We start from the raw sequence: 25,332 nt of genomic DNA, 5'->3' as shown, positions 1-25,332 counted from the left end.
CTGTTGCTAGTTCCCTTACTGATCGTTGTTTCGAGCAGTTCCGTTTACGCCAAGGAGGATTTCTTCCGCGACTGCATTATCCAGGATGTCGATGAGACAGGCATGGTGCGGGTTTTCAATCGAAAACCGGAACTGATCGAGTATCGTGAGGCGGTGGTGGTTGCCGTTTCCGAGGGTACAACACCGGAGGTGGTGGTGCGATGCGATATCGGTGCGGTCCATGAGTATTTCGGTAAACTGCCTGAGGGAAAACATTACGATATACGCATGAGTGCCACCGGCCAGCTGAGTCGTGATGTGGGAGGATTGAGTAGGAAAAAGGCAGTAATCCCGGTCAAAAGCGGTATGAATGAGGTGACCGTCACCTTTCAGGATGCCAACTTCCCGCAGGTTGGTTCCTTCTCCAAGCGCCTCTCCTTCTACGCCTTTGTCTACGATATTGAGCCGGCAGGGCGTCTACAGTCACCGATCAAGGATCCCAAGCAGAATTTTATCGCCTTTATGACCGATCGGCAGGGCAATATCTATGGACAGCTCAGCCACGACAGGAAGAAGGTGCTGGCTCGCTTCTCGCCCAGTGGACGGCTCTCGGCGAAGTACGATCTGGGCAAGGACGATCCAAAACATGGTTCTCGTGGCTATCCTCGCCCGCTCTTTGTTGATAGTCAGGGCCATCTCTACGCCATCTGGCTCGGCAATATTATCGAGTACAACAAGAGCGGAGCGTTTATCCAGTCGCATGGTGCGTTCAGCTATAGCCGCCGCTTCAGAACGGCTGCTGATCTCAATGCCGATGCCAAACCGGAGATGGATCGCGATCAACCCCCCGTCTGGCAGGAGATCAACAAGTGGATCTACCACAACCCGCCCATCGTGATCCGTGACTGGGTCTACTTCATCGCCGAGGCGCGGCCACCCAAGGGTGTATCGGGCAGCCGACTGGTAGTAGCGAGGTTCTCCCCTACAGAGAGCAAACTCGAGATCGTGGCGCAGGTGGCTGGTGTCGGTAGTGACTATACCCATGCAGAGGGGATGGTTCAGGCTTCCGACGGCACACTGCACGTGAAGGTAACCGGAAAGAACTGGCTCAAGGCCGTTATCAGTGTTGCACCGGGTGATGGCAAGGTTACGCTGCTCAGAAAGCTGCCTGCCGGTAACAAACTGACTTCAATGGATGACAAGACGCTCGCCAGTGGTACCCGACGATCGTTATTGGCTGGGGATCGGCGTGGTTACTACTTCCACGCGAAACGGGTACTGCGTGACTTCAGTTATGTCGCCTCGCTGGGCCTCGAATCGCAGCATTTCCGTTACAGTCGCCCCAGGGCGGGCCGTAAACTCAAAGAGATCGATCTGCTGACGGGAAAGGCGATTACAAGTTCACGTGACAAGGCCTGGTCGAAAAATTTCTGGTTCCACCGCGGTTCGATCTACGTCAGCTACATGGATATGCGTATTGCGCGCTTCTCACTGCGCGGTGGCGGTGGAGGTGCACCAGCACCGGAGACGATCCATGTCAAAAAACAGGAGCTATCACCAAGCTTTGAGCTGGTGCGTAGCGGTGCCACGTTTGAGCAGGGTATCGTGCTCGACGGTGCGACGGCTGTCTCAATGGAAGTGCGTTTCAGCGATGGCGAGGGTGAAGCGGTTGTCGGAGAGAGGGTCGATCTCTCGTTCTGGGAGCGGTTGCCGCAAAAGGGTGAGCTGCGTTTCCCCAATGGTCAGGTTACTGATGGTGAGGGTCGTATGCTGGTGGAGTATCTTCCACCACGAATAACACAGGAGGTGATGCAGGCGGGCAAGTGGGCGCCACAGGTGCGCTTTACCGCACGTGCCAAGCTCAAGAAGCAAGAGCTTGTGGTGCAGGTGAAGGCGGGTCTGCTCGGCCTTGCCGAGCTTGAACTGCAGCTTGAACGTAATGGCTACGCCCCACAACAATCGATTCCCATCGCGCTGGCCGATATCAACAATGGCGTTGTGAAGGGGCAGGTGGTCTATCCCGTCGGGAAGGGCGTATACGGGACAGTGGTGATGCCGGAGGTGCTGCCGATCAATGGTCTCTTTATTCGCCTTGTCGATAAAGAGAAACGGGTGTTGGTGGAGGCGCAGAGTAACGCGGATGGTCAGTTTGAACTGATCTATGGTGATCCTGCCAAGAGTGTTGGTCCTGCCGAGTTTGTGCTCTCCGAACCGCTCAAAGTGAGCGCATACGACAAGGATACCGATTACTTCGTCACCAATGCCCGTGCCGCGGTACGTGAGATGGAGAAAAAACACTACGGCTATCAGGCTGGTGCGATCAGACAGCTACTCTCTACCTACTTCCCGATGAAGATTGCAGCGGCCGCCAATAATGCGGAGGTGGAGCTGCATCGCAATCAGTTGGTCCGCGTCGGCCTGCTGATGGCAGCCCTGCGAGAAGGTGATGATCTTGCCAACCATGCGGCCGAACAGTTCGCCGATTCGCTGGTTAACGTGATGGATGGCCTCGCCAACCTGGCCAATATTGATCTGTTCGATGATAAAAAACTCAAGATTGATGAGATGTCTAAGTCGGCCGGCTTCAAGGCGGGGAACTTTGCATTGATGGGTGGCAAGGCGATTAAGGGTCGTGTTGCACAGTTCGTGATGGCACAGCTGAAGAAGAACTTCGTGTCGGTGATGCGTGGCACCGTCGCCCACCATAAACATGTTGCCTGGTACTGGTTGAAGAAGATCCTGATGAAGGGTGTTGTCGATATCGCCGGAAAACCGTGGAAGGGTCAGCTTGTGACCGGCTTGATGGGTGAGGATCGCAAGCAGGCACAAACTGCGATCACGGCAGCGGCAAATGCATGGGGCAACGGAAAGATATCCGAAAGTGGTGGTTCGAATCTGTTGATCAGGAATCGCTACGCAGAGATTGCTGAATTCAAACGTCAGGTGACCAACCAACAGCTCGACCTTGAACTCTACAAGGCCGATATCGATCTGGGTTTTGATGTGATCGGTCAGGGACTGGTGGTGATCGCCACGATCAAGGGCGGTGCCGTTGCGGGTGAACGTGTTGCAGAAGGGGTCAAGATGGTCGATAAGGGGTTCAAGGTGATTACTACCGGTGCCGAGGCCTATACCGGCTTCCAGTGGTTGCGTGACTACGACAATGCACGAGCCTCGATTGCACAGTTCACCCGTGCGGTGGTTGGGCCTTAGTTTTACGGTTCAACCCATCAGATTTCATACGGGACCATGAGATTAAATATTACCAAGGTGGTGCTCTGCTTGAGCGCATTGCCTCTGTTGTTCACAACATGTAGTGCGTTGGCAGAAATGCTCAGTTATAAGTCGATGCCGATCTCCTGGCGCAGCTCCTATGAGGTGATCCCACTACCGGCTGGCGATGAGATGGGGGTGGTCGGGTTCCACTACGACCTGATGCCGTTCAAATCACTGCCCAGCAGCTACCTCGGATTTGGTGGCTACGGTGGTGCCGTGGGTGAGGAGGGGGGCTTCTTTACCATGGGCGCGACGCTCGGCAATCGCTTTGAATTAAGCCGTCGACTCAAGCTCGATCTCGGTTATCACTTTGGTGGCGGCGGCGGTTCCGGACTGACCTTTCCTGGTGGTGGCATGATCACCCGAGCGCACGCCATGCTTGAGTTTCAACTGGGTGGTCCCTACTGGCGTATGGGTGTGGCCCACACCGATTTTCCCAACACCACAGCAAATGAGTCGTCAGATACACATCTGGTCGCAGGGCTGCGACTCGACTCGTTCAGTTGGCGACAGATCTTCGATAACAGTGAATCGGTCACTCCCTATCAGGGTGAGCTGGAACGCTATCGCATCATGCCGAGCCTGATGCACTACGCGACCGATGATGATCACCCAATGCACCGTAGTGGTATCTACACCGGTGGTGCAGGGGAGAATACCGACTTCAATCTGCTCGGTATCCAGTTTGATCACCAGTTCTCGCATTTTTTCTATAACAGCGTTGAGCTCTACGGTGCCGGGGGCGGCGGCTCAGATGGTTATGCCTCCATCTCCGCAGGACTCGGTGCCAGGGTTCCGTTGTTTGCTGGGCTCAATTGGGAGAGTAAGGCACTGCTGGGATTGGCTGGCGATGGTCGTATCGATACTGGTGGTGGATTGACGGTACACCTGATGACGGGGCTAAGTCTCGAACTCTCCGAACACTGGTACGTGAAAGCGATGGCAGGTCGCATGGCTGCACTCGAGGGTGAAATTAAGGCGGATGCCTATGAGATCGGAATTGGTTGACAGGCGGCAATACCAGTAACTGCAGCAGAATATGCAGCACTATTTGATGCTGATCAGTTCAGTCGAATCGACTGGCGTGCGGCCTTGACGCAAAAAACCTATCTACCGGACGATCACTCTCTCAACGATGAGGGAGCTGCCTATGACGATGCGCTGCATCTCATCGGGCTTGAATTGAGTATGCCGGTTAGCCAGTCGCTAAGATTACGTGGTAGTACACAGTGGGCCTATGGCGGAAATGTTGGCTCATTTGCAGAGGGGCTGTTTGGTGTTGTTTACGAGTCCGACTATAAGCTGCTTGATCGTATTGGATTGAGTGCGGGTTACGATGTCGGTGTCAGTGGAGGAGGGGATATGGATGTCGATGATGGATTTATCCATCAGGCCCAGCTAGGTCTCATCGTTCAGCTGAACGAATCACTCTCCCTGGCATTCATGGGTGGCAAGATGATGAGCTTTGGTGGTGCATTTAAAGCTGATCTATTACAGCTTCAGCTGAACTGGGATCGTACATCACTGGTTCAATAATGTTTTAGAATGGGAATGATAATCTTTTACTTTATTATTTAATAAATAACCTTGTTTTAATGACAGAATCGATCGATTGCTGTATTTTTACCTCCATCCAAAAAACCTTATATTTTATGGGTTTTGAAGATATTCGATAACCGGCAACGAAATTGGTTTATTGATGAGCTGTTTTGTAGTTTTTTGAATGCAACGAATCACTGCCTCTCTGATCTACTAATTCGGTAGTCGATTCGCTTTAAATAAGGAACATTGAAGTGAATAACACGACGAACCCTGCGTCTAGTGGTTGCGCTCGCTCAGCATATTCTCGAATTAATCATCCCAATACCTCTTCTATTCGATACCTGCTGTTAACAGCGGTTGTGCTGTTTCTGCTGCTTTTTAGTGTTTCTGCATCAGCGGCTGTTCCACCCACACCTGCGAGTAACGTAGGTGACACCGTTCTCAATCCAGTGACCGGACTCGATACCACCGTTGTCGAACTGATTCCTGCCAGCTCCGGCGAGATTCAGTATGTGGTGACCAGTGATGGTGGTTTTCTTCTGACCAAGACAACAGTTGGAGAAACCGTTCAGGAGATTGGCGGCAGTAATATCTACACGATTGTTTCTACGGGTACGAACGGTGCGGGTCATGTTGTTAGCGTCTTCTTAAAACTCGATCCGGCTGATGTCGATGAGGTCGCAACGTCTAAGGACGTGTACACCAGCTATGTCGTCGACGGTGGCGGTGGCGGCGGAGCGGGTGCTGGGGAGTTTGTTGCGCCGGTGGCCACCTCGGGTGTCATCGATGAGGTTTCAACCGGCAGAGACGGTGATGATGGTGGTAACGCCTACGGCATTGAGATCTGTTTTTTTGGCTGCTTCACGATCGGTAAGGCGGGTTCGGATGGTGACGATGGAGCGACCGGTCCGGCCATCAATCGCGTCGTGGAGACGACGCATGGCACGATCAATTCCACATCTGCGGAGACCCCCGGAATTACTGTTGCCAGCGTCGGTGGTGATGGTGGTGACGGTGGTGACGCCTATGGTGTCTTTGATGGTTATTCAGGTGGCAATGCCGGCAATGGCGGAAGCGTTTCGCTGACAAATAAGACCGACGTGTCAACCACGGCCGATCATGCTGAGGGAATCTTTGCCTATAGCCAGAGTGGCATCGCGGGTGATGGTGGTAACGGCTATATCTTCGCTGGTGGTGGTTCAGGTGGTGAGGCGCGTGATGGCGGTAGTGTAAATATCCGTAATGAGGCCGATATCAATACCTTTGGCGAGGGTTCACACGGAATCTACGGCCTGAGTGTTGGTGGTGCCGCGGGAAGTGGTGGTGATAGTTGGGGCATCGTCGGGGCTGGTGGTAGTGGTGCCGATGGCGGTAATGGTGGTTCGGTAACGATTACCAACCTCGGTACGGTTCACACGCGTGGCGAGGGTGCACACGGCGTCTTTGGTCAGAGCATCGGTGGCACTGGTGGTGACGGTGGTGATGCAGGCGGCATCGTCGCTTTTGGTGGTGATGCCACGACCGGTGGAACCGGTGGTGCAGTTTCTATAACAAATACCTCAACGGCGAAGATCTATACCGATGGGGATTACTCAGTCGGTGTGTTTGCTCAGAGCATCGGTGGCGGCGGTGGTGATGGTGGTGGTGCGGGTGGTATCGCTTCATTCGGTGCCTCGGCCGGAACGGGTGATAACGCCGGTAGTGTCGAGATAACCAATGATGCCGGTAGCCTGGTGACAACCCTGGGTATTAGTGCACACGCGGTTCAGGCACAGAGCATCGGTGGTGGTGGCGGTTCGGCCAATGCCGGTGGTGGATTGGTCTCACTGGGCGGTAGTGGAAGCTCCGGTGGTAACGGTGCGGCCGTGACCGTCACCAACAGCGGTGTGCTCTCAATCGCAGGCGTCGATGCACGCGGCATCTTTGCGCAGAGTATCGGCGGCGGCGGTGGCTCGGGCGGTGGTTCGGGTGGTCTGGTTGCGCTGGGTGGTGGCGGTTCCAGTGGTGGTAATGGTGGCACGGTGACGGTGACCAACACCGCAACGGGTTCGATCACCACTGAAGGGAGTGGTGCCGATGCCATCTTTGCCCAGAGTATCGGTGGTGGTGGTGGTAGTGGTGGGTCATCGGGTGGACTGGTTGCACTGGGTGGCGGCAGCACTGCCGGTGGCACGGGCGGTGTGGTCTCGGTGAGCAATAGTGGTTCATTGAGTACTGAAGGTGACTTGGCGCGTGGCATCTTTGCCCAGAGCATCGGCGGTGGTGGTGGTGCCGGTGGTAGTTCAGGTGGACTGGTGGCGATCGGTGGCTCCGGTGGTTCAACCAGCAACGCCAATGCGGTCACCATCGATAATGATGGATCGATCTCAACCCTCGGCAATAAATCGACCGCAATTTTCGCCCAGAGTATTGGTGGTGGCGGTGGTGATGGTGGTAGCAGCGGCGGCCTGATCACGATTGGTGGTAGTGGTGGTTCGGGTGGTGATGCCGACCATGTCACGGTGAGTCACGGTGGCATCATCTCAACGGCGGGCAACGACGCCTTTGGCATCGTTGCTCAAGCAATCGGTGGCGGTGGCGGTAACGGTGGATCGAGCTACTCCGGTTCCGTTATCGGTGGACTGGCAATCGGTGGTTCAGGTGCCTCGGGTGGTGACGGTGCCGAGGTTACCGTCACCATGGATAGCTTTGACTCAGGCGGTAGTCAGATTCCCTCAATTTTGACCACACTCGGCGACCGTTCAGTGGGTGTGTTGGCACAGAGTGTTGGTGGTGGCGGTGGTAATGGCGGCACCACGGTTCAGGCAACCGTTGGTACCTTCGCAGCGGTCTCAGTCGCACTGGGTGGTGATGGCGGTAGTGGTGGTGATGGCGGTCGAGTTGAACTCGATGGTACCGGCGGAGCAGTCACCACCAGTGGTGATAGTGCGACGGGTGTATTGCTGCAGAGTGTTGGTGGCGGTGGTGGTAATGCAGGGCTGACCGTCTCATCGGCGACTCAGTTAGGTGTCTCGGGTGGTTCCGTGTCGGTGGCGCTGGGTGGAGAGGGTGGTAGTGGTGGTGACGGCGGCATAGTCGATGTTGATAGCACCCTGAATATCAACACCTCCGCTGACCGCCATGGAGAGCGAAGTGAGGGCGGTTAGTCCCCGATAGTCGACGCCGTCTGTATATTCGTAGTTGAGAGCGCGAGCGAACGACGGAGAAGATGCAGCAGCGGCTTTATGTCGGCGTAGAGTCACTGAGGGAGTTGTGTAGAGCCGCGAAGAGGTGATTACGCAACGAACGCAGGATCGTCGGGGCGCCGCAGGCATAAACGGTCGCGTGAAGTTTTGCTGTTTGCTTGGGCTTGGATGCCCAAAACAAACTTTCGCAAAAATAGCGACTCCCGGAGGAGATCTCTACACGGTTTTGTTGCACAGAGCGTCGGTGGTGGCGGTGGCAATGGTGGAACCACGGTCTCTGCCTCTGCCAGCCTTGCGGCGGCGGGTAGTGGTGCTGTCTCAGTTGCGGTCGGTGGTGATGCGGGTACCGGGGGTGTCGGTGGCAACGTCGATGTAACGCTTGATGGGCAGTCACACACCCGTGGCGATCAGTCTGATGCGATAGTGATTCAGAGTGTCGGTGGCAGTGGCGGCAACGGTGGTATGACCGTAAGCGGTGCGGCAGCGGGTGCCGGTGCGGGTAGTGGTGCGGTTGCGGCCGGGGTTGGAGGTAGTGCCGGTGATGGCGATAGCGGTGGCACGGTCAATGCGCAGCTCACGGTCGATATTCAGACCGAGGGTGACGGTTCGGATGGTGCGGTTATTCAGTCGGTCGGCGGCAGTGGCGGTAACGCTGGCCTGACCATCTCTGCCGGAGCGGCAGGTGCCGGTGTCGGCAGTGGTTCGGTCTCCGTGGGTGTGGGTGGTTCGGGTGGCACGGGTGGTGATGGCAATAGTGTTACTGCCGACTACAGTGGCGACCTCTCAACCTCAGGTTCTAACGCTACCGGCATTTTGGTACAGAGCGTCGGCGGTGGTGGCGGTAACGGCGGCGGTTCAATTACCGTCACGCTGTCGGGTTCTGGCTCTGGTAGTGGTGCCGTATCGGTAGGGCTGGGTGGTAGCGGTGGTGCGGCCGGTGACGGTGGCAGCGTCAATGTCAGCGTCAATGTCAGCGGCGTTGATGATGATGGTAACGGTATCTCTACCAGTGGCAGTAACTCGAACGCCTTTGTTGCGCAGAGTGTTGGTGGTGGCGGTGGTAACGGTGGTTATTCAATCACCGCCAGTGGTGCAGCTGCTGGTACTGGTAGTGGCGCGGTGAGTGTCGGACTGGGTGGCAGTGGCAGTGGCGGCGGTGACGGTGGTGAGGTCAACGCACTCGATATCCTGGCCGATCTCTCCACCTATGGAGACGATTCGGTAGCGGTGCTGGTACAGAGCGTCGGTGGCGGTAGTGGTGGTTACAACATCTCCGGCAGCTCTGCATTCTCAGGTACCGGCAGTGGTGCCGTATCGGTAGGGCTTGGTGGCCAGGGATCATCCGGCGGTGCAGGAGGTGATGTCTCGGTAGTGACTGAGGGTACGCTCTATACCGAGGGCGATCGCTCCGCAGCGCTGATCGCACAGAGCATCGGTGGTGGCGGCGGTAGCGGAGGTTACAACATCTCTGGTAGTGCGGCGGCCGCCGGTGTCGGCAGTGGTTCGGTCAGCGTTGGTCTGGGTGGCTCAGGTGGCTCGGGTAGTTCGGCCGGAACTGTCGATGTAACCACCAGTGGGAATATCCATACCCTCGGCGAGATGTCCGTCGGCCTGCTGGCACAGTCGGTCGGTGGTGGTGGCGGTAGTGGTGGTTACAACATCTCCGGTTCGGGCTCTGGTGCGGGTACCGGTAGTGGCACCGTCAGTGTCGGTCTGGGAGGTAGCGGTGGATCGGGGGGTGATGGTTCAACGGTGACCGTCAGCGTGACTAATGATGTCACCACTGAGGGTGACAACTCTGGTGCCGTGATCGCGCAGAGCATCGGCGGTGGTGGCGGTAACGGTGGTTATGACATCTCAGCCGGACTCTCGGGCGCGGCAACCGGTAGCGGCAGTGTCGCCGTCTCAATTGGTGGTTCGGGTGGAACGGGTGGAGTGGGCGGTATCGTCGATACCAGCGTCACCGGCACTATCGCGACTTCAGGTGATAACTCCGTTGCGGTGCTCTCACAGTCAGTGGGTGGCGGAGGCGGTAATGGTGGTCTCTCTGTAAGCGGCACTATCTCTGGTACGAGTACCGGTAGTGGATCGGTATCGGTAGGTCTGGGCGGCAGCGGTGGTAGTGGTGGTGCATCAAATAGTGTGACCTCAACGGTTGAGGGTAGCGTGACGACTCAGGGTAATAGCGCCTCGGGCGTGGTTGCGCAGAGTATCGGTGGTGGCGGTGGTAACGGCGGTATGTCGGTGGCTGGTGCGCTCTCCGGAGCAAGCAGCGGCAGTGGTGCCATCACGGTTGGTATCGGCGGCTCGGGCGGCTCGGGTGGGCTCTCGGGTGATCTGCTCAGTAGTGTGACCGGATATGTTCAAACCGGAGGTGATGATGCCATGGGCGTGCTGGTGCAGAGCATCGGCGGTGGTGGCGGTAGCGGTGGTAATACTGTCTCCGCTTCGATATCAGCGGTCAGTACCGGTAGCGGTGCGGTTGCTGTAGGTATCGGTGGTTTTGGTGGCGGTGGTGGTCAGGCGGGTGCTGTTGATAGCACTGTGACCGGCGGTGTTGTCACCAGCGGTGATCGTGCAAGCGCAATCCTGGCGCAGAGTGTTGGTGGCGGTGGTGGTGCCGGTGGTAATAGCGTCACAGGTGCGGCGTCGTTCAGCAAGAGTAATGGTGGCGTGGTCGGCGTCGGCGTCGGTATCGGTGGATTTGGTGGTGATGGTGGTAATGCCGGCAGTGTCATCAGCCGTGTTACGGCAACCGAGGCGCGGCCCGTTATCGCAACTGCGGGTGATGATGCCAGTGCCGTAGTGGCACAGAGCATCGGTGGCGGTGGTGGTAATGGTGGCACCAATATCTCAGGCACGGCCAATATAACGGGTAATAGCGGTGCCTCAATCGCCGTCGGTATCGGTGGTTTTGGTGGTGGTGGTGGCGATGCTGGTGATGTCACCCTCGACAGTAGTGGTGTAGTGAATACCAGTGGTGCCAATTCACACGGGGTGATGGCGCAGTCGCTCGGTGGCGGTGGTGGTAACGGCGGTACCAATATCAGTGGCGCACTCTCGCTCAGTAATACTGGAACCGGTGGTTCGGCTGCGATCGGTATCGGCGGCTTCGGCGCGGGTGGTGGTGATGCGGGCAGTGTTGATCTCGACTTTGATGGAACCGTCTCGGCACTAGCGCGAGAACTGGTGGCAGAGTCGATCGATCCCGAGACCGAAGAGGTTATCCCTGCGCATTACGTCACCAAAGCGGCTGGCGGCTCACACGGTGTCGTCGCGCAGAGTATCGGTGGTGGTGGAGGTAACGGTGCGATCAACATCAGCGGTGGTGTCTCCTACAGCAAGGGTGGTGATGGCCACGCACTGGTGGTCGGTGTTGGTGGCTTTGGTGGTGATGGTGGATCGGGAGGTGGTGTCGACCTGACGGTGACTGGTGGTGAAACGATCGACTCCTTTGGTGATGAACACTCGGCACTGCTGGCACAGAGCGTTGGTGGCGGTGGCGGTAATGGTGGCATCAATATCAGTGGAGGGATGACCTCAGATGCACCGATCGTCTTTGGTCTGGGTGGTCTGGGTGGTCTGGGTGGCGATGGTGGCACGGGTGGTGACGTGACGCTCGATGCCGTGGCTGATACCTCATCCTGGGGGCGTGGCTCTTCAGCGATTGTCGCCCAGAGTATCGGCGGTGGCGGTGGTAACGGTGCGCTTAATATCAGCGGATCGATGTCGATCAGCAAGGAGAGTACAACACCTGCCGTGACAGTTGGCATCGGCGGTTTTGGCGGTATTGGTGCGGTGAGTGGCGATGTCCTGATTGGGCATGAGGGCACGGTAGTCACCGAGGGTGACTGGGCTCACGGTCTGTTCGCCCAGAGTATCGCTGGTGGCGGTGGTAATGGTGGCATTAATGTCGCCGCAGGTGGCGCTTTGGCCGATTCGGCCAACTCTGGAGATACGAGTGATTTCACCCTGGTTGCCGGTCTCGGCGGGCATGGTGGTGATGGCGCAGATGCCGGTCTTGTAACAGTAGTGACAACCGGTGCAATTACTACCGTGGGTGAGTATGCCCGGGGTATCTACGCCCAGAGTCTCGGTGGTGGTGGCGGTACCGGTGGAATTAACATTAGCGCCAATGTTGCGCAGAAGAGTTCCCCGATTAGCATCGGTGTCGGTGGCTTTGGTGCCGGTGGTGGTGACGCTAATGCCGTTGATGTAAGACGTGGTACAGCTGAGAGTGATGCTGGTCTTATCTCAACCAACGGTAAGGGCAGTATCGGTATTGAGGCCTCCAGTATCGGCGGTGGCGGTGGTGATGCCGGTATCAACCTGATGCTCTCAGCAACCTTTGCCGATGGCAGTGGCGGGGGAGCCCCCGATCTGGACCCTGCGCCTGATAGTGGCTCCACTCGCACCCATCCGACCTATCCCGGTATCGATGAGAGCGTCTTCTCAAACTTCGACAGCGTGATCGACGAGCTAAACAGACGCAACGGTCACACCGATCCAGATCCCGATCCCGATCCCGATACGCCTGATTCAGCCGATAAACCCGCCTATGCGATACAGCTGGCAATCGGCGGTGCCGGTGGCGAGGCGGGTCATGGAGAGCGTGTCGATGTCGATAACTACGGCAATATTCTGACCCAGGCCGATTTTAGTCAGGGTGTGCTGGCACAGAGCATCGGCGGTGGTGGCGGTAACGCCAATTTCAATCTGGCGCTGGCCTATGCGGATAAGAGTGAGGAGAACCTCGGTCTCAACGTCGCCATCGGTGGAGCCACGGGAGATGGTGGTAACGGCGAGGAGGTTACGGTCGATCACGTCGGCATCATCGAGACCTACGGTGTCGGTTCGACCGGCATCCTGGCGCAGAGCATCGGTGGTGGCGGTGGCAACACCGGTATGGATATCGCCTATTCGAAACAGAGTGGCGGTAAGGTCGGCATCTCGATCGGTCGCATGGGTGGTACAGGTGGTTTTGGCTCTGATGTGGCAGTTAGCTCAGACGGTACGGTCCATACCTTTGGTGATGATGCCTTTGGCATCCTCGCACAGAGTGTCGGTAACGGTGGTGGCAATAGTTCATCGACCAGTGTCTCGGGCAGTCTACCGAAATCGTCCGACGCACCGATTCACGGCTTCGGTGTCGCTATCGGCCTTGAGGGTGGTGTTGGTGGTGCAGCGGGTCGCGTCGATGTTGATGCCTCAGGTGCTGTTGTGACTGAAGGCGATGGTTCGCACGCAGTTTTTGCTCAGAGTGTTGGTGGTGGCGGTGGTAACGGTGGTAATGCGACTGGTGCGACATTCAAGTCGACCAAGGCAGCACTCTCGCTCGGTGGTGAGGGCGGCGAGGGCGGCATCGGTGGGGTGATCTCGATTGTTAGTGAGGCGGGTGTACAGACCAGCGGTGAAGCGGCGATCGGTATTCTGGGTCAGAGTATCGGCGGTGGTGGCGGTACCGGTGGCATGGGCCGTGCGGGTGGTCCCCAGCCGCAGGCCAATAGTCTCTACATTACCATGGGTGGAGCGGGTGGTACCGGCGCATCGAGCAGTGAGGTGACGGTTGATAACAACGGTATCGTGGTGACCGATGGCACCCTCTCACACGGCATCCTGGCACAGAGTCTTGGTGGTGGTGGTGGTATAGCCGGAATCACCGCAAATCTGCTGACGGCCACCGCAGATAAGGCAGATAGTACCCAGTACTCGCTCTCATTGGCGATGGGTGGAGATGGTGGCGATGGCGCAGTCTCTGGTGCTGTTGAGGTGACCAATAGTGGCGCGATCCAGACCATCGATGATCAATCGGTGGCGATCTTTGCTCAGAGCATCGGTGGCGGTGGCGGTGGTGGTAATGCGAGCCATGTCATTAGCAGTGTTCGTACGGCTAACGGCACCAGTGATCAAAACTCGAACAAGATCGGTTTGACGATTGGTGGCAGCGGTGGCACGGGTGCTGCTGCCGGTCGTGTTGATGTCTCTAATCTGGTCGAAGAGGGTGAGGAGAACTCCGGGCTGATAATCACGGCGGGTGATGGTTCGCACGGCATTATGGCGATGAGTGTTGGAGGAGGTGGCGGTAACGGTAGTACCACAACAACCTTTAGCCACACCTCTGGCACATCGGCATCGGCAATCAACCGTTCGCTCAGTTTCAGCATGGGTGGTGCAGGTGGTACAGGTGGCATCGGCACCGATGTCGGTGTGATAAACGAAGGGGGTATATTCACCTCGGGTGCAGCGGCGCATGGCATCGTGGCGCAGAGCATCGGCGGTGGCGGTGGCAATGGCGGCTCAGCAACCTCGATTAATACGGTGCTGGGGGCTGTTAAAGAGCAGAGCAATGAGATCGCTTTCGCCATCGGCGGTAGCGGTGGTGACGGTAATGCTGCTGGAAGTGTCTCGGTCGATAACAGTGGCTCGATCGAGGTCACCGGTGAGGGCTCCTACGGTATCTTTGCGCAGAGTGTGGGGGGCGGCGGCGGTAGTGGTGCCTATGCAACGGCCAGCTCCGGTTTCAATCAGGAACAGATGCTGCTTGATGGTGCGATCGGAGGCTGGGGCGGTGATGGTGCTGACAGTGGCGATATCACCATTGATCACACCGGTTCGATCGTCGTTGATGGTGATAATGGCTACGGTATCTTTGCCCAGACGGTTAGCGGTGGTGGCGGCTCTGCCGGTATCGCCATCTCCCGTTCACTCTGGACGGCTGCAGACTATGTGCTGCCTCTGCTGCTGGGTAGTAAAGATGGCAGTAACGGCGTTGCGGGTAGTGTCACGGTTAACTCATCCGGCACTATCGCCGTTACGGGCGATAACAGTCAGGCGATCTTTGCCCAGTCGGTCAACGGCGGCGGTGGTGATGTTGAACTGTTCCTCGATCTAAGCCAGAACGCTGCTGAGCATGGTGACGATAGCGTCGTGCTTGATCCCAACGACGGTTTTGTCGATGAGGTGATAGCCTTTATCACCACTCCCATTACCCTGGGTACCGAGTGGGTGGAGGATGCGATTGGCAGCGCCATTGAGGCGAGTCATGTCGGTGATCTGATCTCCTGGGGTGAGAACGCCTCGGCCAGCATTACGCAATCGATCGGTGGTGGTGGCGGAAGTGGCACCATCGAATTGGGTGCTGATGGTGATGCTCAGGCCAATGTGACGATTAATCTCGGTAGCAGTAACTCCAGTAACAGTGGCGGTGGCAATGTCTCTGCCACCAGAACAGGTAACGTCTACACGCTCGGTGATCTCTCCGATGGCATCAATGTGCAAAGCATTGGAGGAGGAGGTGGGCAGGTCTCAGTGGTCGCCAATCTGCCCGCAACGACTACGACAGCAGCACCAGCGCGCGCAAAACGTTACAAGGCACAGGGCGCAGCGCCGGCAGCAGCACCTGTCTACAACACCATCACACTCGGTGGCGACGGCAGTGTAGGTGATCATGGAGGTGTGATCGACCTGACCTACAGCGGTGATGTTGTGACGGCCGGTATTCGCTCGCCAGCTATTGTGCTGCAGAGCATCGGTGCAGGTGGTGGTGACATCCGTTCCACTGGAGTGGAAGATCTGGAGGTTGTCTTTGGTGCCACGGGTAGTTCGGTCGGAAATGGCGGCGCTATCACACTGGTCAATAGTGGTGTAATCGGGACCGAGGGTGAGCTTTCACACGGCATTGTTCTGCAATCGATTGGCGGCGGTGGCGGCCTGGTGCTGACTGACCAGGATGAGGCCGACATCGTCTATCGGTTCAACAGCGATAACAGTGGCAATGGTGGCGATATTACCTTCACCCAAACGGGTGAGATCAATGTCTCGGGTGATCGCTCTATCGCGGTTGTGGCTCAGAGTCTCGGCGGTGGTGGCGGGATGGTCGATCGTCTCTATGCCGGCAGCGCTGGTGGTAGTGGTATGGCCGGTGCAATCTCGCTCGATCTCACCGGCAATGTAATTGCCAGTGGTAGTGAAGGTGTGGCGATCTTTGCCCAGTCTGAGGCAAACGACGGTAACGGTAATATCGAAATCACCCTGGCAGCCGAGTCGCTGCTCTATGCCGGTGAGGATGGCGCGGGTGTCTGGCTCTCCGGAGGTGCTACCAATCGGGTAACGAACTACGGTTCGATGATGACCTTCGATGAGCTGGCAGCTTCTACGTTGCTTGGCTCAACGGGTGATGACCGAATCGATAACTACGGACTCATCTACGGTCAGTTCGATCTGGGTGGTGGTGCAAACAGCTTCAATAACCATGAGGATGCGATCTTTGTCTCAGGGCCAACCCTTTCGCTGGGTGGTTGGGAGAACCTGATGCTCAATGATGGTCTGCTCTATATCGGTGATACTGGATTGGCACAGCCGACCACGCTGAGTGGCAGCTTCACCCAGTCTGCAACGGGAATCACCTATGCGGAACTCGATTTTGGTACCGATTTGATCGACAACATCGCGATGAGTGGTGCAGCCGATCTGGCGGGTGAGATCGATGTGAGGCTGCTTAACCCACAGCTGGTGCCGAGTGGAGTGTTCCAGAAGGATATCTTTACCGGTGAAGAGGGCGTGACAGACAGCGGTATGTTCCTGACTACCGCGCCATCGATGGTCATCACCTATGAGGTGAACTACCCAACGGCCAATAGTGCGGTGCTCGACTATGAGGTCGACTTCTCGCCAAGCGGCATGAGCGACAATCTCAATGAGGTAGGCGACTACTTTAACCGGGTACAGGCGGCGGGCAGCACTGAGGCACTGGCCGATACCGTGGTCAATCTGCTCTATACCGATAACATGGAAACCTACCGCAATACCCTCTCGCAGATGTCGCCAGACTTCTACGGTGCACAGCAGGTGGGACTGATTAGTGGTAGCCAGGAGTTTGGCCAGCGCATGATGAGCTGCAAACAGACGGATGGCGCCTATCGCTTCAATCGTGAAGGGAGCTGCAGCTGGGGTGTGGTTGAGAAGGGCGAGGCGGTACACAGCGCCTACGGTGACTACAAGCAGATCGATCACACCAGCCAACGTGTTGCCGTGGGTGCACAGCAGCGACTGGAGAATGAGTGGTCGGTCGGTGTTGGCTTCTCAAACGAAGGCATTCACTCCAAGGGCTTCAACGGTCAGTGGGTCTCTGAAGGGGTGTCACGACATCTTGGTCTGGCACTGAAGCGCAGTTATGGCCCGACCAAGCTGGCCGCCGCACTCTCCTACGGCTGGAACAGCAGCGATACTGAGCGTACCGGTGTGGTAGTCGATCCCTTTGCCACCGTGGTAGAGCGTGAGACCGATGCCCTGGGTGCGTTACTGCGCCTCTCCTACGACTTTGAGAGTGAGCGCAGCTACTTCAGGCCCCAATTCGATATTGGTCTGACCCGTGTTACATCTGAGACCGCCAATGAGACAGGGGCGGGTCCGCTTAGTCTGACCTTCTATGAGCACGATGAGACGCTCGGTTGGGTGAGGCCAGCGGTCGATTTCGGTCACGAGGTGGAGTTTAACTCGGGCGACAGACTACGCCTGTCGGCCAATCTGGGGGCGCAGTTCTATATCGATGAGCCAACCACATCGGTCTGGGCGGGTCTAGAGGGGGCGCCAGATGGAATTGATCCGATGATTGTGGCGATTAATCTGGGTGATACCACCTACCACAGCTCACTGAGCCTCGACTATCTGACGCGCGAAAACTACACCGTACAGCTTCAGTACGGCATGATTCGGTCGGATCGAATCGATGCCAGACGTGGCATGATCAAGCTGAGTCTGCCTTTCTAGATTCAGTGAACAGGGAATTAAAAAGGTGGCGACGGGTGTCGCCACAAAAATGCTCGGAGATACGAGCTACTAACTCTAGGCATGACCTCCAGGGATTGGAGGTCTATCGATCTTGAAGCGGGCCGATTGGCGTACTACGAATGAATCGCTGTTCTAACAATTGGGCTGAATTTTAACGGAAGCCCGGTCTCAAACGGGTCCGAGAAATGAGTTCTGCTGCCGGCGGTGATTAAAGGTTTGGTTCAGTTGGTGTATTGTTGGTTCTTAGACTTGTTCAAAACATGAATGTTGCCTCTGGAATACAGGGAGAAATACCGGGGGCGGTAGAGTAGTCGCTGATCATGAACGAAAACATAATTCTTAAACATCTCAATCTGCTGCTGGTAGATGACAATCGCCACATCCATGCAGAGCTGAACGCGCTCTTCTCCACCATCTTTAAATCGATCTCACTCGCCTACGATGCCGAATCGGCATTGGAGATGTTTGCTACTGATTCATTCGATGTCGTCATTACTGATATTGAGATGCCCGGTATTGATGGTCTGTCATTGATTGAGAAAATCCGCGCCAGAAATTGTGAGATTCCGGTCATCGTGCTCAGTGCCTATACCGATAAAGAGTATCTGTTTCGGGCGGCCAATCTACAGATTGATGGCTATATCACTAAGCCCCTCAGTTTTAAGAAGCTTGAGCCGGTATTAAAACGCGTTGCCGCCCGTTTGGAGCGACTCATAAAAGAGATCGCAATCTCCGATGAGATCACCTACCAACCACTTTTCAAACTGCTCTTCGTCGATGGCGAAGAGGTTAGCCTCGGTGGTAAAGAGTGCCAGCTGCTTGAGCTGTTGTTGTCCAATACCCATCGAGTTATAGGCAAGCCGGAGATCAGTAAAACTATCTGGCCGAATGAGCTGGTGACCGAGTCTGCATTGAAGAACCTGCTCGGTGAGTTGAGGAAGAAGCTGAAGTACAGTGTCATCTGTAACCATCCAGGTCGAGGCTGGGTGTTGATGACCAAGTCGGCGTGAAATCTATCGGCTTCACAGCTCGTTCACTCGTAGCACTGCTCTCTTTACTGATAGTCACCCCTCTAACAGCTGCTGACAGTGTCAGGCTTCAGCTCAAGTGGACACACCAGTTTCAATTCGCCGGTTATTACGCGGCCGAGGCGCTCGGCTACTACCGTGATGCCAATCTGGAGGTCGAAATTATAGAGGGGAGTCCCGATATAAATACGGCCGAGGTGGTCCTCAAGGGGGATGCCGAATATGGAGTTGGGAGCAGCAGTCTGCTTCTGCTGCGTGAAGCGGGGAAACCGCTTGTGGTGCTCGGGGTTCTCTTTCAACACTCCCCATATGTGCTTATCTCACGGCGTGATAGCGCTTTGCAGAGCCTTCACGATCTGGTCAATAAACGTTTAATGATCGAACCTCTGGCCGATGAATTGATCGCCTATCTTAAAATTGAAGGCCTTGATCGAGGTCTGGCAGACATTCGAGAAGGTGAACACAATCTCGAAAGTTTTATTGCCGGTGAGGTTGATGCCATCTCCGCCTATGTCACTAGCGAACCCTATGCGCTCAGACAAAGAGGGGTGGATATTAATATCTATTCACCTCGTTCTGCCGGTATCGACTTTTATGGCGATAACTTTTTCACTACCGATGATGAGTTGTTGAACCATCCAGATCGCGCTGCGCGTTTTCGTAACGCCAGCCTCAAGGGATGGCGTTACGCAATGGACCACCCAGAAGAGATTATTGATCTGATTCTGAATGAGTACTCAAGCACGAGGAGCAGGGAGGAGCTGGTCTACGAGATGGAGTCGATGCAGAAACTCATCCACCCCGAGCTGATTGAACTCGGTTATATGCTGGATGGTCGCTGGCAACATATTGCTGAAACCTATGCCACGCTTGGAATGTTGGGTGGTGAAGTGGATCTGGATGGTTTTCTCTACAGAGAAAATGGCGGCCAGGATTATCAGCTCGCCTACAGGGTGGCGGCGGTCGCTTTCTCGGTTCTTCTGGTGACCATTATATTGAGTCTGAGATTTTCATCACTCAATAAAAAACTACTACGACTGCTTCACGTAAAGTCGAAATTTGCCAATATCGGTGAATCGGTCAATCACATCTCACACCAGTGGAAACAGCCGCTTAATGATCTGGGGCTGCAGGTAATGCTGCTTGAGCAGACGTTGTTCAATGAACCTATCTCTGAAGATAGTAAAAAAATCGTGAGAAGGGCGACAGCGAAGAGCCACGATCTCCTCGAGTTTATGGCCGGTACGGTCGATGTGTTTAGCGGTTTGATGAAAATGGGTGGAGAGAGCATCGACTTCTATCCAGATTCTATCGTGCGCAAGGCGCTGAGTTTCGTAAGTGATGCCTTCGAACTCGACGGCATTGTGATTACGTCAAGTTTTGATGATGGTGTGCAGCTTAACGGCAATCCTGCTGAGTTTGCCCATGCCGTGCTGGTGATTCTCAATAATGCCCGCGACGTATTTATCGAACGCGGCACCGACTCTCCACGGATCGCTGTGAGATCACGAATGACGGCCAATGGTCACTATCGGCTCGTGATCTCCGATAACGGTGGTGGTATTACCGTTAAACCTGTCGAACGGGTCTTCGATCTGGGGGTGAGTGACAAGAAGAATGATGAGTCTGGTGTGGGACTATATATCGCTAAAAAGCTTATTGAAGAGGGTTTTGGTGGAAAGGTAATAGCCAGCAATAGTCAGGATCAGGATGGTGCGCTCTTCAGTGTCACTATTCCTGGACATGTTCAGTCGGTCTAGTTATCGAACGTGCAGTGCGCTGTTAACGTAAGGATTGCGTGCTACTCTTCGGTGCTGATAGTTGCTAACGCTGCCGGGATATGTCGCGTCACTCCCCAAAATTCTCATTCAAAAATATAAGGTTAAGGCTAAAGGCCTTACTTATCCCAGATAGTCTCTATCTGAAACATCAGTATAAAAAGACCTTCAGCAAAGTGGCGCAATTAAACCCGCCTGAAACTATCAATGAGTTTATCTTGCAGAGGAAACTCTACGATAGAAATCCCCGCTATACAGAGTGCTCCGATAAGTATCGGGTTAGAAGCTGGGTTGAAAAAGTCGCCGGAGAGGATTGTTTGGTACCGCTGCTAGCAGTGTCCGACGATGTTGATGAGATCAATTATGCGTCGTTGCCGGAACCATTTGTGATTAAAGTTAATCACGGCTGTGGCCAGAATATGATCGTGCGCGAAAAATCGGAAGTTGATTGGTTGTCAGCCAAACGACAATTAAAGGGTTGGATGCGTAATAGTCACTATCTCAATACCCGTGAGTGGCAGTATAAAAACATTCAACCGATGGTCGTGGTTGAGGCCCTTTTGAGTGAGGGTGGAGAGCTACCCAAAGACTATAAATTACACTGTTTTAATGGTGTTGTTCGATACATCGCGGTTGTGCACGATCGTGAACACAAGGCGTCAGTTTCGTTCTATGACCCGCAGTGGAACTATCTTTTCATTGAATGGGGTCGCTATGAGATGGGTCCGAAAGAGAAGAGACCGGAGACTCTGGATGAGATGGTTGGTCTGGCGCAAAAGCTTTCACAAGAGTTCGACTATGTGAGAGTCGATCTCTATAGCGTTGCTGGCCAGGTCTATTTCGGAGAGTTAACCTTCACACCGCTAAATGGATTGAGCAAATTCAATCCTGAAAAATATGATCGGATTTTCGCTCAGGCATTGGAAAGTAGCGGAAGCTCTGTTTGATTGCCGATAGCAAGGGCGCGGTGATTCGGGTCTGACAACCTGAGGGTGTTCAGGATAATGTCTCTTTCAGAGTGACCGATATAACGTTTTCCCCAGCTGTGCCCGTTCTCCGTCGCTTCTACATCTAACGCCTGTTGGACAGATTCGACCGATCCCCACGACAACAGCTGCTCGCACAGCTCACTCAGCATCTCGAGCATGATCTCCTGGTTGGCACTTCGGATCTCAGCGTAGCCGGGGAGTCGCTATTTTGCGAAAGTTTGTTTTGGGCATCCAAGCCCAAGCAAACAGCAAAACTTCACGCGACCGTTTATGCCTGCGGCGCCCCGACCGTCCTGCGTTCGTTGCGTAATCACCTCTTCGCGGCTCTACACAACTCCCTCAGTGACTCTACGCCGACATAAAGCCGCTGCTGCATCTTCTCCGTCGTTCGCTCGCGCTCTCAACTACGAATAGGCAGACGGCGTCGACTATCGGGGACTAACCGCCCTCACTTCGCTCTCCATGGCGGTCAGCGTTCGTGAGCGGTGATAGCTCTCGCTTTCGAGTGCGAATGACCCTGCCGTTATCGATCACATCGGCGGCATTTTGCCAAAGTCGTGGGGGTTGCTGAAGATAATGCAGTGTGCCGCCGTGCTCCGGATGGCCCTCTATCAATGGTATGTGGTCGTGACCAACACCGCGGATGGTCGGCAACGCGGGATGTAGATTGAGCGGGAGTCCGAGAAAGGGAAAATCATCATGTTCGAAGATGAAGTCATTATAGAAGGATATGGTTATGTCCCAGTGCTTCTGACGTAGTGCTTGGTGAAGTGGTGCTTTGGGTGTGCCTTTGTTCCAGATTAAATGCTCTGCATTGGGAAAATAGGTTAAGAAGCGTTGCCAGCCTCGGTGACTACCGAGCTGTGGGTCGCCAAAAAAGAGGATGTTTCTGGAGTGTTGGTCGATCTTAGAATGCATTGCATGTTGGTTGCTGTTATGCGTCGATTCACGCTGGTGAGACATGGGTCTAGCCCCGTAACGTCGAAGATATATACCCTGATCGAGAGGGAGTTAGCCCCTCTTTTCTATCCGCTAATAATCGGGTCCATGAGTAGACAGAGAGATATGGTGACGAGGGGCGGACTCTCAAAAGTTCATCTGTAAGTCGATGAAACCATAGATTATCAACGGCGTTGGGGGAAGTCCACGATGGCAATAGAGTCGATATGAAAGCCTCTTTAGCTATAGGCAAGTAGTAGCGACAGATTAGTTCTGAGTTCATTGGTCAGTACACCACCCGTGCCGGTCATCTTCTCGAGTTCCCCGAGTGTGACCCAGCAGCTGTTCTCATGTTTCAGGAGAACAGTCTGTGCTTCTCCTACGGCAATGCCATATCGACATCTGTTCTGGTAGAAGCGTCCCCCCTCATCGGTCTGTTCCAGAGAACATATCAAGTCTGCATTCAATAGAGCTAAACTGAGCTCGTTAGGTGTGTATTTATGCCCCCCCTTACCAGACTGCATTGAGGGGCCAAACTCTACCCTGTTATTAAAACCAGGTTCCGGATATGCGGTGATGGAGACCATGGCGGTGCCATCGATTAATGCGATGTAGAGCAGGCACTCTTCAATTTCGTTGCGCATTAGTAGTGGTTGTTGCCAATGGGTGACCTCGCGGCTAGGGATCTGCACATCGAAATAGTTAACGACAGACTCTCCTTGCTCTGTCTCAATGCCCAATTCTGAAAGAGTGTGATGCTCCATCGCTTCAAGCCCCTTAGGTGAGTAACTGGATCTGTGGGTGCTATTAAAGGTCTTGAGTAGGTTGAATGCCTTCTCGATTCGGTTGCTGTCTACTGTCTGGTAAGAGCGAGCGAGAGCGTGGTTAAGCGATGAGGGGAGTAGTGGATTACTAAACGGCTGTGCACGATCTTTAAAGAGTAGATCCCAACAGCTAGTTGCAATGACAGATCGCGCATCTGTATTAATTGAGTAACTCTCACGGAGAGCCGCTTTAATCTGGCTCGTTGATAGCCATTCATGATTGGACGACCGATAGCTGTGCTCTGAGAGCTCCTGTTCTGAGAGCAGTACCTTTTCGTTACGATTGAACTTGTTGAGGAACTTAGAGCCTTGTTCAGATGCGGAAACGGCTGCTAACTTATCTTTGCCAGTAAAATATTCGAGAAAGGGAGTCGACTTTCCTTTATGAACCTGTTCATAATTGGAGCGAGTCGCCTGGACAGTTGGCGATAGTTGAGAAATTGGAGCGTTGCCTGGCTCCTCCTTGTGTTGAACCAACCAATACAGTTCGCCGCTCTCCTCTTTTAGAAGGTAGCCGAGTAAACCTATTTCGGGTTGATCAATCATGACGTGCTCTTCATTGCCGTCTTGAATGCAGGCTATGGAGAAAAATCTACCGGTGTCGTGTCTAATGACACCTCGGTCTAGTTGCCAATTATCACAATCAGAAAAATTAATACGTCGGGTTAAGTTGGTCATCGTCTGTTTATTATTGTTTTGATTACACGATTAATTCTCTCAGCGTTAGGAAATGCGCTCATCTTCTCTCCCGTTCTCCTTGATAAGGTTCTAAGAGCATTTCTTTGCTCTTTACCTGGGCGAAGTGTCTGTTTGCTTGGGAATAGCCTGATTCCCGATGCTAACCATAGCTTGTGATGCACCAATAGTAACTTATCGAATAGCGATACATTTAGGTGTCTGCCCATGTGCCGTCTTACCCTGTTTCCGCTCAATTCACTCTTTATCAAGTCCTCGTCAATCGAATTCCTGATGATCTCTACCGGAGTGTTATAAAAGAAATCGAATAGGCTGCTTAGGCTGTGGTCGTATTCATAGAGACCGCTTTCGGTAGTCGGTTTTTTTGTGCGTAAATCAAATTTTAGCGATGTCACTTTTTTCCCAAAGCTGAGTTTCGTCCCTTTTTGAAGTGCACGCTGAAGCCACTCCATAACTGGTGTGTAGTTGGTGGTGTCAGGTGGACTAAAATGCCCAATGAATTTTGCTGTCGCGGTCTCGATGACCCATGCGCTGACTGGTTCGTACAAGCTGTTAGGGCCGTGCAGGCATCGCCATATAGCCTCTGGGTGATTGAGTTCTGAAAATGTCCAGCGACCAAGAGTGAGAGCATCTTTGTCGTCATCGAAGGCGTGTGAAAATGCCGTTTTTCCTAGATAAAACTGACTCTCCTCATCGTGTAGGGTCTTTAAAGCTGTTTCGAGATGGTCAGAAAGCCAGATGTCATCATGATTCATAAAAGCGATGAAGGCACTTTCGGCGAGTGAAATGCCAATGGAGTTGGGTCCGTACTGATTGCCAAAGCGCTGAGGAAGATTGATCCACTCAACACGCTTGTCTTTAATGTTTAACTTGGTCTTGAATTCGGCAGGGCAGTGGTCACAGATAATGAGGGTCTGCCAGTTGCGGTGTGTTTGCTGGTAGATGCTCTCAAGCGCCAAGCTGAGTGCCATTGGACGGCCATAGGCGGAGATAATTATGGTGACACAGTCATCTGGACTCATCGTGCACTCAATAGGGTTGAGAGGTGCTGCTATGAGGCACTGCCAGCGAGTAGATGAAGCCTTGTCTCGACTCTCTCGTGTAGAGCGCCAAGCGTCTTGTGTGATGACGCTATAGTTATTTGGTGCCGAGGGACGGACTCGAACCGTCAAGGTGTTTCCACCGGCGGATTTTGAATCCGCTGCGTATACCAATTTCGCCACCCCGGCAGCGGCGACCTAGTATACGGAAATGTTCTGTTTCGGCAACTGGTGACTCGCAAGCCCTGGGTGAAGTTGTTAACATCG

General features: G+C 54.5%; 12 protein-coding genes and 1 tRNA gene. 9 read left to right on the top strand and 4 right to left on the bottom strand.

Going from position 1 to position 25,332, the window contains the following annotated elements:
* The first annotated feature begins 3 nt into the window (after nt 1-3).
* From HUE57_RS13970 to HUE57_RS13930, 9 genes are all read left to right on the top strand, one after another.
* On the top strand, nt 4-3,192 hold the full coding sequence (locus HUE57_RS13970) for a hypothetical protein (protein WP_174673388.1): 3,189 nt from the start codon (nt 4-6) through the stop codon (nt 3,190-3,192).
* A gap of 108 nt (nt 3,193-3,300) precedes the next feature.
* Nucleotides 3,301-4,263: a hypothetical protein gene (locus HUE57_RS13965; RefSeq protein ID WP_135621904.1), complete on the top strand. Its 963-nt coding sequence runs from the start codon at nt 3,301-3,303 to the stop codon at nt 4,261-4,263.
* An 84-nt stretch (nt 4,264-4,347) separates the two neighbouring features.
* Nucleotides 4,348-4,791, top strand: a complete 444-nt coding sequence (locus HUE57_RS13960; RefSeq protein ID WP_078482195.1) for a hypothetical protein — start codon at nt 4,348-4,350, stop codon at nt 4,789-4,791.
* A gap of 365 nt (nt 4,792-5,156) precedes the next feature.
* Complete coding sequence (locus tag HUE57_RS13955) at nt 5,157-7,943, top strand: hypothetical protein (protein WP_174673387.1); 2,787 nt, start codon at nt 5,157-5,159, stop codon at nt 7,941-7,943.
* Nucleotides 7,944-8,150: 207 nt separating this feature from the next.
* The gene (locus HUE57_RS13950) at nt 8,151-17,750 is read left to right on the top strand and encodes an autotransporter outer membrane beta-barrel domain-containing protein (protein ID WP_174673386.1); all 9,600 of its coding nucleotides are present in this window, start codon (nt 8,151-8,153) and stop codon (nt 17,748-17,750) included.
* A gap of 341 nt (nt 17,751-18,091) precedes the next feature.
* The gene (locus HUE57_RS13945) at nt 18,092-18,781 is read left to right on the top strand and encodes a response regulator transcription factor (protein ID WP_078482197.1); all 690 of its coding nucleotides are present in this window, start codon (nt 18,092-18,094) and stop codon (nt 18,779-18,781) included.
* The gene (locus HUE57_RS13940) at nt 18,778-20,559 is read left to right on the top strand and encodes an ABC transporter substrate-binding protein (protein WP_078482198.1); all 1,782 of its coding nucleotides are present in this window, start codon (nt 18,778-18,780) and stop codon (nt 20,557-20,559) included. The genes HUE57_RS13945 and HUE57_RS13940 overlap by 4 nt, the downstream gene beginning before the upstream one ends.
* An 80-nt stretch (nt 20,560-20,639) precedes the next feature.
* Nucleotides 20,640-21,524 carry an ATP-grasp fold amidoligase family protein gene (locus HUE57_RS13935; protein WP_078482199.1) on the top strand — a complete coding sequence of 295 codons (885 nt, stop codon included), beginning with the start codon at nt 20,640-20,642 and terminating at the stop codon, nt 21,522-21,524.
* A 312-nt stretch (nt 21,525-21,836) separates the two neighbouring features.
* Nucleotides 21,837-21,980, top strand: a complete 144-nt coding sequence (locus HUE57_RS13930) for a hypothetical protein (RefSeq protein ID WP_174673385.1) — start codon at nt 21,837-21,839, stop codon at nt 21,978-21,980.
* A 24-nt stretch (nt 21,981-22,004) separates the two neighbouring features.
* Here HUE57_RS13930 and HUE57_RS13925 read toward each other — a convergent pair whose 3' ends face one another.
* From HUE57_RS13925 to HUE57_RS13910, 4 genes are all read right to left on the bottom strand, one after another.
* On the bottom strand, nt 22,005-22,529 hold the full coding sequence (locus tag HUE57_RS13925; RefSeq protein WP_174673384.1) for a hypothetical protein: 525 nt from the start codon (nt 22,527-22,529) through the stop codon (nt 22,005-22,007).
* A 215-nt stretch (nt 22,530-22,744) separates the two neighbouring features.
* Complete coding sequence (locus tag HUE57_RS13920) at nt 22,745-24,007, bottom strand: NDP-hexose 2,3-dehydratase family protein (RefSeq protein WP_078482201.1); 1,263 nt, start codon at nt 24,005-24,007, stop codon at nt 22,745-22,747.
* Nucleotides 24,004-25,047 carry a glycosyltransferase family 2 protein gene (locus HUE57_RS13915; protein ID WP_078482202.1) on the bottom strand — a complete coding sequence of 348 codons (1,044 nt, stop codon included), beginning with the start codon at nt 25,045-25,047 and terminating at the stop codon, nt 24,004-24,006. Before HUE57_RS13915 ends, HUE57_RS13920 begins: the two co-directional genes overlap by 4 nt.
* A 120-nt stretch (nt 25,048-25,167) precedes the next feature.
* Nucleotides 25,168-25,254: transfer RNA gene (locus tag HUE57_RS13910), tRNA-Leu, on the bottom strand.
* Nucleotides 25,255-25,332 lie beyond the last annotated feature (78 nt).

This window comes from Candidatus Reidiella endopervernicosa (assembly GCF_013343005.1).
GTDB lineage: Bacteria > Pseudomonadota > Gammaproteobacteria.
The sequence above is the reverse complement of the archived record's forward strand: the minus strand, read 5'-3'. Positions and strand labels throughout refer to the sequence as shown.